At 58.7% G+C, this 11,949-nt stretch carries 10 protein-coding genes and 1 pseudogene; all 11 read left to right on the top strand.

Features of this window, described 5'->3' with window-relative positions; genetic code table 11:
- Positions 1–2,487 (top strand): hemagglutinin repeat-containing protein (locus tag AC1D13_RS18200; protein ID WP_477690044.1); only part of this gene is annotated, 2,487 nt, incomplete at its 5' end.
- Positions 2,484–2,885 (top strand): hypothetical protein, encoded by a 402-nt coding sequence (locus AC1D13_RS18195; protein WP_457279757.1) that lies wholly within the window; start codon positions 2,484–2,486, stop codon positions 2,883–2,885. The genes AC1D13_RS18200 and AC1D13_RS18195, both read left to right, overlap by 4 nt.
- 125 nt (positions 2,886–3,010) lie before the next feature.
- Positions 3,011–3,163 (top strand): annotated as a pseudogene (locus AC1D13_RS18190) (hemagglutinin repeat-containing protein); the annotation flags it as partial.
- A gap of 69 nt (positions 3,164–3,232) precedes the next feature.
- Entirely contained in the window at positions 3,233–6,172 is a 2,940-nt protein-coding gene (locus AC1D13_RS18185; RefSeq protein ID WP_477690047.1) for a hemagglutinin repeat-containing protein, read from the top strand.
- Positions 6,169–6,525, top strand: a complete 357-nt coding sequence (locus AC1D13_RS18180) for an immunity 8 family protein (RefSeq protein ID WP_457279755.1) — start codon at positions 6,169–6,171, stop codon at positions 6,523–6,525. Before AC1D13_RS18185 ends, AC1D13_RS18180 begins: the two co-directional genes overlap by 4 nt.
- Before the next feature lie 311 nt (positions 6,526–6,836).
- Positions 6,837–7,175 (top strand): hypothetical protein, encoded by a 339-nt coding sequence (locus AC1D13_RS18175; protein WP_457279754.1) that lies wholly within the window; start codon positions 6,837–6,839, stop codon positions 7,173–7,175.
- 428 nt (positions 7,176–7,603) lie between these two features.
- Positions 7,604–8,107 carry a hemagglutinin repeat-containing protein gene (locus AC1D13_RS18170; RefSeq protein ID WP_477690046.1) on the top strand — a complete coding sequence of 168 codons (504 nt, stop codon included), beginning with the start codon at positions 7,604–7,606 and terminating at the stop codon, positions 8,105–8,107.
- Between the two features lie 61 nt (positions 8,108–8,168).
- On the top strand, positions 8,169–9,671 hold the full coding sequence (locus tag AC1D13_RS18165) for an ATPase domain-containing protein (RefSeq protein ID WP_477690043.1): 1,503 nt from the start codon (positions 8,169–8,171) through the stop codon (positions 9,669–9,671).
- A gap of 72 nt (positions 9,672–9,743) precedes the next feature.
- On the top strand, positions 9,744–11,165 hold the full coding sequence (locus AC1D13_RS18160) for a hybrid sensor histidine kinase/response regulator (protein ID WP_457279752.1): 1,422 nt from the start codon (positions 9,744–9,746) through the stop codon (positions 11,163–11,165).
- 108 nt (positions 11,166–11,273) lie between these two features.
- Positions 11,274–11,555, top strand: coding sequence for a hypothetical protein (locus tag AC1D13_RS18155; RefSeq protein ID WP_457279751.1), 282 nt, complete (start codon positions 11,274–11,276; stop codon positions 11,553–11,555).
- A 25-nt stretch (positions 11,556–11,580) separates the two neighbouring features.
- On the top strand, positions 11,581–11,784 hold the full coding sequence (locus tag AC1D13_RS18150) for a hypothetical protein (RefSeq protein ID WP_457279750.1): 204 nt from the start codon (positions 11,581–11,583) through the stop codon (positions 11,782–11,784).
- Positions 11,785–11,949: the final 165 nt, after the last annotated feature.

Genomic DNA, 11,949 nt, shown 5'->3' with positions numbered 1-11,949 from the left:
GGCAACAACATCACCATTGCCGCCACCGGCGGCGGACAAGCCAGCAACCTGACCATACAGGGCAGCACCGTCGAAGCCGGCAAGGCCGTGCAACTCATCGCCGAAAACGAAGCCCGGCTTCTGGCCGCGCAAAACCTCGCCAGCGAACGCAGCACCAACAGCAGCAGCTCGGGCAGCGTCGGCGTGAGCTTTGGCACCGACGGCTTCCTCGTCAATGTCAGCGCCAGCAAAGGCAAGGGCCGCACCAACGGCGACGACACCAGCTACACCAACAGCCAGATCAAGGCCGGTGAAAAAGTCAGCCTGACCACAGGCGGCGACGCCACCCTGCAGGGCGCCGTGATCCGGGCCGAGCAGGTCAAGGCCGACATCGGCGGCAACCTCAACATCGCCTCATTGCAGGACAGCAGCACCTACACCAGCAGCCAGCAAAGCCTGGGCGGCTCACTGAGCGTGGGCGTCGGCAAGATCAGCGGCAGCCTCAGCGCTTCCAGCAGCAACATCAACTCCAACTTCCAGAGCGTTGCCGAACAAAGCGGCATCAAGGCCGGCAGCGGAGGCTTCCAGGTCAGCGTGGCGGGTAACACTGCCYTGCTGGGCAGCGTCATTGCCAGCGACACCCAGGCCGTCAATGCCCAGAAGAACAGCTTCAAGACCGGCGGCACCCTAAGCATCAGCGACATCCAGAACACCGCCAGCTAYAAGGGCGAGTCAATCGGCATCAGCTTTGGCGGCGGCGCCACYGCCAAGACTGCCGGCATCAACGGCCTGGGCATAGGCATCGGCTCAGACAAGGGCGATGCCAGCAGTACCAGCAGCGCAGGTATCAGCGGTATTGCCGGCAATACCGCCGTCAGGAGCACGGATGCCGAGACCGGCCTTAAACCCATCTTTGACGCAGCCCGGGTACAGGCCGAGATCAATGCGCAGGTGCAAATTACGCAGGCGTTTACACGCGAAGCGCCCAAAGCGGCTGCCAGCTTTGCCGACAGCCAGGCCAAGAGCCTGCGAGATCAGATCAAGGAAACCATGACGCCGTCAGAAAAGACGGCCCTGATTCAGGAAGCCGAGAAGTGGGGAGAAGGCGGCATCTACCGGATCGCCCTTCACACGGCAGTAGGCGCGTTGGGCGGCGGCATGGACGGCGCCTTGGGCGCGGCTACCAGCGCCAGTTCAGCCAACCTGATGAACGCGTTCCAGGACAACCTGCAGTTAGGCCTGCAAACGGCAGGCTTGGGTGACGGCGTCTCCAAGAGCATTGCTCAAGTCGTTGCCGGGCTGACGGCCGCAGGCATTGGCGCTGCTGTGGGCGGAACTCAAGGGGCGGCCACTGCCTGGACTGTGGATGCCAACAATCGGCAGTTGCACTATACCGAGACCCAAAAGCTAGATGCAGCAAAAAGAGGAAAAACCACAGAGGAGAAACGCCGACTGGACGCCGCAGCGTGCGCACTTACCCGGTGTGCCGACGGCATTCCTGATAGTGACCCAAACTGGATCAAGCTCAACGACATGCAGCGAGTGGGTGAAACATACGCGGCGGAAAAAGCGATTCTCCAAAAAACAGGGGAGTTTATTTACACCAATCTTGACGGAATAAGAGATGGGCTGACACGAAATGGCGAAGTGGTTACACGCGTGGGAGGCGCGGTTAACCTCGGCGCTGGCGCCATCGGCACAGTTGGCGGCGGTGTGATTGCAGCGGGTGGTGCAGCATCATGCATTGAAACTTTGGGACTTGGCTGTGTAGCCGTCCCCATCGGGATTGGCATCGCTGGGGCGTCCAACCTCCAGATGCAGCAAGGGAATGCGGCAGCCTTTGGTGCCTACCGCTCAAACGAAGGTCAGCGTGTTCTGGACTCTTTCAACCTGGAAACATATCCTGGCGAGCGTGATCCGCTCATGCTCCTTGGAATTGATGCCGCCAAGTTCGGGCTCGCGTATCTGGGAGGAAAATATATTCCAAAGGCACTAGCCAAGGCCGAAGGAATAAGCGCAAGTCCGGGGGGGAGCATTGTTGGTGAAGTTGTCGCAACAACAAAACCACTAGCACTGCCGGCCCCAAAACCGGGTGAAGTGATTCCAAATGCAATGAGTGCGGAAGAAATTTCTCAGGCAGCCGATATCGTTGCATACAAGGGCGGAAGATTTGTGGGACAGCTGAGCCACAATACCCCGGGAATTGATGGCTGGTTAAATGGTGTCCCTGTTAGCCTAAAGGAAGTAACAGGAAATGGCATGACAGCAGTGCAGCGAAATATCGTTGATGGAACTAAGCAAATGGTTAACGCAAAGCAAATTGGCGATATGTACGTAGATGCCACCAAGACTGGCATATCAGTTCAAGACGTCACAAGCTGGGTCAAACCGGGGTCACCTGTCTCCAACATCCTGAACGAAGGTACCGTGGGCAACATCAATATTAAAACCATAAATGGATGGATAACATTGACTCGTTCTACGCTGACGACTAAGGGCACGCCATGAAAAGTTCTTTTGTCCAGATGGATGCCAATCCAACACAGGACGAATTAACGAGCGCCATAAAAAATGGCTTCTCCCGTTTCAAACAAAAGACGCCAACCTTGACGATGGAACTGGTTGGGCCAATTCACCGAGATCCTTATGTAAAGGGCGCGGCTGAAAATGAATGGTGCTGGGTTTCAATTTCTGAGCAGCCTATTGATGAAAGAATTCCCGACGCCAAGAAATACATGGGATCGGTGAGTACCCGAGGAGATGATTTATTTGCTGCTCTGGTGACTTATTCGCTGTGCAAAGAATTTGGCGATTCTGTTGATGACAATGCTGGTTACCTTGAGGCCGGAAAAGAGTTCACCCTTGCTGAGCTTGAGGCCGCGTTGCAAGCCAAGCTACGCGTTTGATGATTGATTCCCATAGCGACTTAAACCATTTAGACAGGTAATTTTCCAGCCGCCCTTGATCAGCTTGTATCAACTTTGAGGGTCAAGAAAATGCGGGACTCGGATAGGAATTCACCCTCGCCTCCGGCCAAGACATCAAGGTCCAGGGCTCCAGCGTGATTGGCGACACCGGCACCACCCTGGCCGCCGGCCGCAACATCGCCATCGAAGCGGCCACCAACACCAGCAGAAGCACGTCTTTCTTTGAGAAGAAGGAGTCGGGTTTCTTCCAGGAAGGCCTGTCTTACAACGCCAGCGAGCAGTCCAACGACAGGCAGGGCCGCAACACAACCGCAGCGGCCAGCACCGTGGGCGCACTGCAAGGCAACGTGGTCGCCGTCGCCAACAACAACTACCGCCAGGTCGGCAGCGACGTGATCTCACCGCAAGGCAATATCACCATCAGCGCCGCCAAGGTGGACATCGTGGAAGCCCGCGAAACCAGCCGCAGCACCACGGAAGATAAAACCTCCCAAAGCGGCTTTGGCGTCACCTTCAGCAACCCCGTGCTGTCGGCCATCGAAAGCGTGCAGCAAAGCGCCCAGGCCATCAGCAACGCCAGCAAGGTCAAGGACTCGCGCATACAGGCACTGGCCGCAGCCAGCACGGCACTCACGGCGTACAACACCTACAACCAGGTCGCAGCCCTGGTGAAGGACCCGGCCGCAGCAGCCAGCATCGGCGTAAACCTGAGCATCGGCTCCAGCAAGAGCCAGAGCAACACAGAGAACACCAGCAACACGGCCGTGGGCTCCAATGTTGCCGCTGGCGGCGACATCACCATCGCGGCCACTGGTGCAGGCTTGGACAGCAACCTCACGGTGCAAGGCAGCCGCATCAACGCCGGCGGTAGCGCCAGCCTCATGGCAGACAACCAGGTCAACCTGCTCACCGCCATCAACACCGCCAGCGAGCGCAACAGCAACAGCAACTCGGGCGCCAGCCTGGGCATCGGCTTCAGCGTGGGCGCCAAAAGCGGCTTCAGCCTGAACGCCAGCGTCTCCAGCGGCAAGGGCGAAGGCAACGGCGACGAGATCCGCTACACCAACACCCAGGTGCAGGCCGGCAACACGCTGGTGATCGCCTCGGGCGGCGACACCAACCTCATAGGCGCGGTCGCAGCTGCCAAACAGGTCACCGTGCAAACCGGCGGCGACCTCATCATCCAGAGCCTGCAAGACCAGTCCGTCTACAAAGAAACGCAAAGCAGCGCCGGTGCTGGGGTGAGCCTGTGCATACCGCCCTTCTGCTATGGCTCCAGCAGCGGTAGCGTAAGCGGAGGCAAAAGCAACATCGACAGCAACTACCAAAGCGTTGGCGAGCAAAGCGCGATTCGCGCGGGCGATGGCGGCTTTAACGTTGCCGTGGGCGGTAACACGACCCTGGCTGGCGGGCAGATCACCAGCACCCAAAAGGCTGTGGACGACGGCAAGAACAGTTTCCAGGCCGGCGGTGTGTTGACGCTCACCGACATCCAGAACGTTGCCAGTTATGAAGGCAGCGGCTACCAACTGGGAGCGGGGCTGAGCGGAACCCTCGGCGACCAAAGCAGCCCAGGGGCGATAGCTGACATGCGTGACCGCGGCATGACCGATGCACAAATCGAACGGGCCAGCCACACCGTAACCCGCCCGGGCGGAGGCGCCGGTTATGGGCAGACCAGCGGCGACGCCAGCAGCACCACCACGGCAGGGATCAGCGGCATTGCAGGCAACACGGGCGCCCGAACCGGTGACGCTGAAACCAGCCTCAAGCCGATCTTTGATAGGGACAAGGTCAGGGCGAATATTGATGCGCAGATCGCTATTACTGCGGCGTTTGGGCGGTCTGCCAGCACGGCTTGGGGCGACTACGCGAATCAGCAACAAGCTGGCGCACCGGATGCCAAATCCGCCGCCTGTTGGGCTGAAGGGGGCGCCTGCCGGGTTGCCGGCCATATCCTGATCGGCGGATTGGGTGGCGGCGTAGGCGGCGCTGCAGGCGCCGGCGCCGCGGCACTTGCAGCAGACGAGATTAACAAGCTCACAGAGGACCTGCCCCCGGTCCTTAAAAACCTTGTGGGCGCGGGCATTGCCGCCAGTATTGGCGCAGCGGCCGGTGGTTTGACAGGGGCAGCTGCTGCGTTTAACGAAGACACCAACAACAGGCAGCTCAACCCCAACCAGATCAGCCGCATCCAGCAGCTGGCCAATGGCAGCAATGCGGCTGTGGCACGCCTGACGATAGCCGCCTGTGCGATTCGCCGGTGCGCAGATGGCGTGCCGCCCACCGATGCCAATTACCGCTTGCTGTCGGATATGCAAGCGGCTGGCGCCACCGACGAATATGCTGCAGAGCGCAGCACCTTGGCCCAACAAACCTATAGAGTCGGCACCAACCCAAGTAATCAGACGTCACCGCTGAAGCTGTTCAACGACTACAACGCCTCGGACAGCGCGGTGGATGCGTTTACCAGCAGCAACGGCGGCATTCGTACCATGGGACTGCTGCAGGCGCTGGGCGGGGCCGGGATGATAGTCGCGGGCACAGGTGCTTGTACGACCGGGTTTGGCTGCTTCCTGGGTGGTGCGGGTGCGACCTTTGGGTGGGATCAGGTCGTAACAGGTAGCAATACCGCCGCAACAGGGCAGCCTACGCTTACGATGGGAGAGCAAGTTCTGCAAGGCATGGGCCTGAGCCCGCAAGCTGCTGCGCTGACTTATGCAGCACTGGGACTTTCGCCGGCTGCGGTGGAAGGTATATTGCTGAATCGGACCGTTAATGCACAGGCGGCGGCCTATGCGGCGGCCAGAAATACGTATGCTACAAATGGGGCAAGTGGGGGAACGGCAGTAGCAGGAGAAATTGCAACCCCGGTGACTTCTGGCGGGACGGCGAATGTGGTGACCGTGCCAGGACTGAAAGGGCAGCTGGCCGCCGAAAATCTTGCCAACATTGCGGCGCAGGATGCGAGACTTGCGAAAGCGGCGAGCGGCAGTGGAGTGCCAAATCCGAATTTCTCCGTCGGAAGCGGTACGGCGACCGAAGCGAATAGCTTGGGGCAGATATGGGTAGGTGATGGAGCGCGACCATTGAACGGTGTACCCGGCGGATTGATCAGCGCTGACGGTACGCGAGTCTTTAGGCCTCCGACTGCAAAGCCCAATGCACCTGCCGAGTTCAATCCGACCGGTGTCCAGGCCAACTTCCAGATGAGGGACCCGAATACAGGGGCTGTAATTTCCAACGGACACATGGTGATCAAATGAACAAACCCACTCTCAAAGGGATTGATTTCGGTGCAGAGGATCTCAACACCTACACCCCGCAAACACCAGACAACTTTTGCATGTGGCTGACCTTAGCGATCGGACCAGAGGGGATTGAAGGCAGTCATCTGTTCCAAGTTGGGATATGCACAAATTCGTGGCTTGCGCATCAGCTATCGATCAAGAGTGCATATGTTTTGCGGCACATGATCCTCGTTGAAAGTTTCGATTTTGAATTGATCAAGAAGACAGTTAGCGAGATTATTGAGAACGCTGAACGCCCTACTTGGGAGCAGTCAGTACCAATTCTTTCCAGATACTTTGCGTGGGAGTATGAGGACTACCAGTCGTAAAGGACGTTGTGTTGGATCTGAGATGATTTTGAAAGCCATTGAAACGGCTGAGGTGCAAAAGGTCATCTCCGTTTCAGCGCAACTCGGTCTAACAAACGCAAGAGTGTTGATTTCCATCACAACTTAAACCACTTAGACGAGTAATTTTCAGTCGACCTTGACCCGCTCGGGTCTGGCTTTGCAGTGCAAAAAGAGGCGGAACTCGGAAGTAAATTCACCCTTTGGTGACCAGTTGTTTCCCAAGCGCATGGAGCAAAATTTGATGGAAAGACTGGGTCAAGTAGCTGCGGAACGCAACACTCGGTAAATTTATGAAATTTTGGCAACTTCTAAGCATTGCTGGCGAAAAATTGGTTGCGGAAAAGGCCACAACAAATTCTTTATGGGCGCACTACGCCATCTGGATTGGCGACTTGCCTGCAATCGTCAACAGTCAAAATAGAGAAAAGTTGGACGCGAATTTAGATTTCGCTTTTGTTAGCTGCGTCCTATCAGAAGTTCAGCAAATTTGCTACTTCGGTAGTGACGGAATTTTGAGATCTTGGAGGTTTTCTCCTGAAGATAAGCCAGTGTCTCTGCTAAGTGTTTTTAACTCATACGGCGGTGACATATTGGAGGAGATCCTTGAGAAAGGAAGTGTAAAACCATAGAACCGCACAACTCCTTGCAGGCAGCCTGAGCCTGAACGCCGGCAACAACGTCAACCTCAGCGCAGGCCGGCAGACCAACAGCTTCGGCTTTGGCATGACCACCGCCGAGAGCGACCTCTTCAGCAGCTCCAGCACCAAAGAGCGCCGCAGCACTGATCAGGACAACCCCGTCGGCTGTTGATTTCCATCACAACTTGAACCACTTAGACAGGTAATTTTCAGTCGGCCTTGACCCGCTTGGGTCTGGCTTCGCCGTTCAAAAAGAGGTGGAACTCGGAAAGGAGTTCACCTTTTGATGACCCTTTGTTCCTCAAAGCGCATGGATCAAGATTTGATGGAAAGACTGGGTCAACTAGCGGCGCAACTCAACAATCAAATAGGCCTCTAGCCTAGATGGGGCGTGCGCCAGCTGCTATAAATTCAATGGCATCACCAGCTACACCAACACCCAAGTCAAGGCTGGTGAAAAAGTCAGCCTGACCACGGGCGGAGACGCCACCCTGCAGGGTGCCGTGATCCGGGCCGAGCAGGTCAAGGCCGACATTGGCGGCAACCTCAACATCGCCTCATTGCAGGACAGCAGCACCTACACCAGCAGCCAGCAAAGCCTGGGCGGCTCACTGAGTGTGGGCGTCGGCAAGATCAGCGGCAGCATCAGCGCTTCCAGCAGCAATATCAACTCCAACTTCCAGAGCGTTGCCGAACAAAGCGGCATCAAGGCCGGAAGCGGCGGCTTCCAGGTCAGCGTGGCGGGCAACACTGCCAATGCCCAGGGTCCATCTTTTGGCGTCGACCGGAAAGGGCGTATTGCCACTGTGGCCTATTGTGGGACGGCGTCTTGTCCTACGCATAACGCAGATGCGGTAAACCGGGCATTTTTAAGCTGGCTGACTACCATTTATCCAGGTGTTACAAGCCGCTGTGTTCTTTAACGAGTGTTGCGGATTGTTCTTTCATTGCCAAGTCGGCTCACAAACCGCTTTTCCTGCAACCATGACTTCAAAGAACCCAACCGAGCTCCATTTTCTTTCCACCGGTATAGCCGGCCTGGACAATATTCTGGGCGGCGGCCTCATCAAAGACCGCATTTACCTGATCGAAGGTGAACCTGGCACCGGCAAGACCACCACCGGGCTGCAGTTTCTGGTCGAAGGCGCCCGGCGCGGTGAGTCGGTTGTCTACATCACGCTGGCCGAAACGGCCGCAGAACTGGGTGGTGTTGCCGAATCCCATGGCTGGGACATGGAGGGCATCCACATTCATGAGGTCCTTCCTTCCGAAAACCTGCTGACGCCGGAGGCCGAATACACCATGTTCCACCCCTCCGAGGTCGAGATGGGCACCACCACCCAAATGATCCTGTCTGTGATCGAGGAACGAAAACCGACCCGGGTGGTGATTGATTCCCTCTCCGAATTGCAATTGCTGGCCGATACGCCGCTGCGCTATCGCCGCCAGGTGCTGGCACTGAAGCAGTTTTTTGCCAGCCGTTCCTGCACCGTGATGCTGCTCGACGATCGCACCGCCGCCGGCATTGACCTTCAGGTGCGCTCCATTGCCCATGGCGTGATCACGCTGGACCAGTCCGTGAAGGACTACGGGGCCGAACGGCGCCGCGTGCGCGTGGTGAAGTACCGCGGCATCGCCTTTCGCGGCGGAATGCATGACTACGACATCCAGTACGGCGGCCTGTGCGTGTACCCGCGCCTGGTGGCGGCCGAGTCGCGCGTGATGGGCAGACGCGAGCAGCTCAAAAGCGGCCTCACCGAGCTCGACACCCTCCTTGGCGGCGGCCTGGAAGAGGGCACGAGCACCCTCATCGCCGGGCCTCCCGGTACCGGCAAGTCGTCGCTGGCGGCCCAGTTTGTCACTGCCGCGGCGCAGCGCGGGCAGACCAGCGCCATGTTCCTGTTTGAAGAAGCAGCCAACAATTTACTCAATCGCGCGGATGGCTTGGGGATGGAAATCCGCGAGCCCTATGAAGCGGGTGTGCTGAGCATTCAGCAGATCGACCCGGCCGAACTGTCCCCCGGGGAGTTCGCGTCGGTGGTGTGCCAGRCTGCCGACCGCGGCTGCAAAGTTGTCGTCATCGACAGCATCAACGGCTACCTCAACGCCATGCCGGATGAACGCTTCCTGACCACGCATTTGCACGAACTGCTGACGTACCTGGGCCAGCGTGGTGTGGTGACCATCCTGGTCGGCGTGCAGCAGGGCATGCTGGGCGGCCAGATGTCCACCGCGGTGGACGCCAGCTATCTGGCCGACAACGTGCTCATGCTGCGCTATTTCGAGCATGACGGCGAGGTCAAGCAGGCCGTATCGGTGTTCAAAAAGCGAGGCAGCCTCCACGAGCGCACCATCCGCGAATTCTCCATGTCCCGCAAGGGTATCCACGTAGGTGCGCCTCTGCGCGGCTTCCGCGGCATCCTGACGGGGGTGCCGGTTTATGTCGGTAACGATCCTGAAGTGGGTGGCGCCCGCGGAGCGAGATAGGTGGAGCGGCGAATCGTCATTTGTGCGCCTACAGGGCGGGACGCGGCGCTGACTGCCAAAGTGCTCCGGTCAGTGGGCATCCACAGCATTGTGTGCGCGAATACCGACGAGTTGATGACGCAATTGCCGCTGGGCGCCGGTGCCTTGTTGCTGGTGGAAGAAGTTGTCAGCGGTGTGGCCATGCGGCCGCTGGCCGAATACGTGGCCTCACAGCCCACCTGGTCGGACATCCCCATCCTGCTTTTGACGCGTAGCGGCGCCGATTCGCTGGATGTGCAGCGGGCGGTCGAGCATCTGGGTAATGTGACGCTGGTGGAACGACCCGTGCGCACCATTGCCCTGATTACCGCCACCCGCTCGGCCGTGCGGGCACGCGAAAGGCAATACCAGGTGCGCGATGCCGACAAGCGCAAGGACGAGTTCCTGGCTACGCTCGCGCATGAACTGCGCAATCCGCTGGCGCCGATCCGCACGTCCATGGGCATCCTCAAGCATCTTTACCCGGATTCGGGCCAGATCACGCAGCTGCGCAATGTCGTGGACCGCCAGGTTGCTCACCTGACGCGATTGGTGGATGACCTGTTGGACGTGGCCCGCATCACCAGCGGCAAGGTCACCCTGAAAAGGGGGCAGATCACACTGCAATCAGTGATCAACCATGCGGTGGAGATTTCCGCTACCGCCATGGAAAGCAAGCAGCACCGGCTGGACGTGCAGGAGCCGGACGCACCGTATCTGCTGGATGCCGATCACGCACGCCTGGTGCAAAGCGTCGCCAACCTTCTGGTCAACGCCGCCAAGTTCACGCATCCAGGCGGGCATATCGTGCTGCGCGCGGAAGTCGAGGGGCCTGTGGTGACTTTCCGGGTCGCCGACAACGGGATCGGGCTTGAGGCGTCTTCTCTGGCAAAGATCTTTGACCTGTTTGCCCAGACGCCCGTGCCTGGCGAAGCGCCGACCGGCCTGGGGATCGGTCTGAGCCTGGCCAGGCAGTTTGCCGAGATGCACGGCGGCACTCTGCACGCCAACAGTGAAGGCCTGGGTCATGGCAGTGAGTTCGTCCTGGCGCTGCCGGTGGTTCTGGAGGGCGGGCAGCCTGCATCGCCTGTGCAAATGGCGGGCTCCGCCCGGTCCGGAAATGCCAAAAAAATCCTGGTGGTGGACGACAACGTGGATGCGGCCAATACCTTGGGCGCTTTGCTTGGCATGGACGGGTTTGCGGTGACAACGGCGTATGACGGTGTGGCCGCCGTTGCCGCAGCCAAGGCCCACAGGCCGGACGTTATCGTCATGGACATCGGAATGCCCGGCATGAACGGGTACGACGCAGCACGCTTGATCCGCCAGCAGCCTGCCGCTGAAACCATGGTCCTTATTGCACTTACTGGTTGGGGACAGACAACAGACAAAGCCCTTGCCAGTTTGGCCGGGTTTAACCATCACCTGGTCAAACCGGTGGATTACGAAAGCCTGATGTCCTGCCTCGTTGCCTGATGTGGGTAAAAAGCAGCGGCCGGAATGCCGGGAATTAAAGCTCAAACCAGGGAAGTGGCGCCTGATTCGAGCTTGTCCTACACGCATTTCCTATCCCGCTGACGCATCGTGGCCAAGCGTGAACCTACAGTCAAAACCCAGCCACTCAAAGCCTTCATTGGCGCCGCCATGTTTCTAGACAGCTTTCCCCTGCATGAACCAGAAATCCGGGCAACCCGGCCTGTGCGCGAAGTCGCCATGGAAACGGGGAAATCCCGCAGTGCCTGGCCGTTCATCGTTACCGGCAACGGTTTTGGTGTGTCGCACGCTGCCCGTGATTCCCGGGGCGGAATGCCCTCAATGTCGGCATCCGTATTTCCCGCCACGGATCCCGGCAGCTTTGTTACCTGACGTTCAGCGACACGAAGGACACAAGATGGGCCTGAAAAAACGTACCGATCCAAAGAGTGATCGTGACCGCAAGAACGGGTCAGCCGCACGGCCTGACGCCATATCTGCCGACGAATACGGCAGAGAGGGCACCAACAAGACCATCGCGCAGCCCAAAGCCGACAACGCGCCGTCCGAAGAGTTGGGCAATACCCCGCATGTCGGGAAAAGCCCCTACACGCGGGGTTGAATCGCGGGGTTGATCTTCTGGATTAGCGAGGGGGAGGGACCTCTTGGGTCCTTAACTTTGCAGCGCGAAGCAAGCCTGCGCTGAAAGCCGCACAAGCTCGCTTCGTTCGGGGCCTTACAGGCCTGCAGCCGCGCGAAGCGTAGCTGCTTTGTCCGTCTTTTGGTC

It is taken from the genome of Polaromonas sp. P1_E12, from assembly GCF_056405975.1.
Note: the sequence above shows the minus strand (reverse complement) of the source record. Positions and strands in the feature narration are given on the sequence as shown.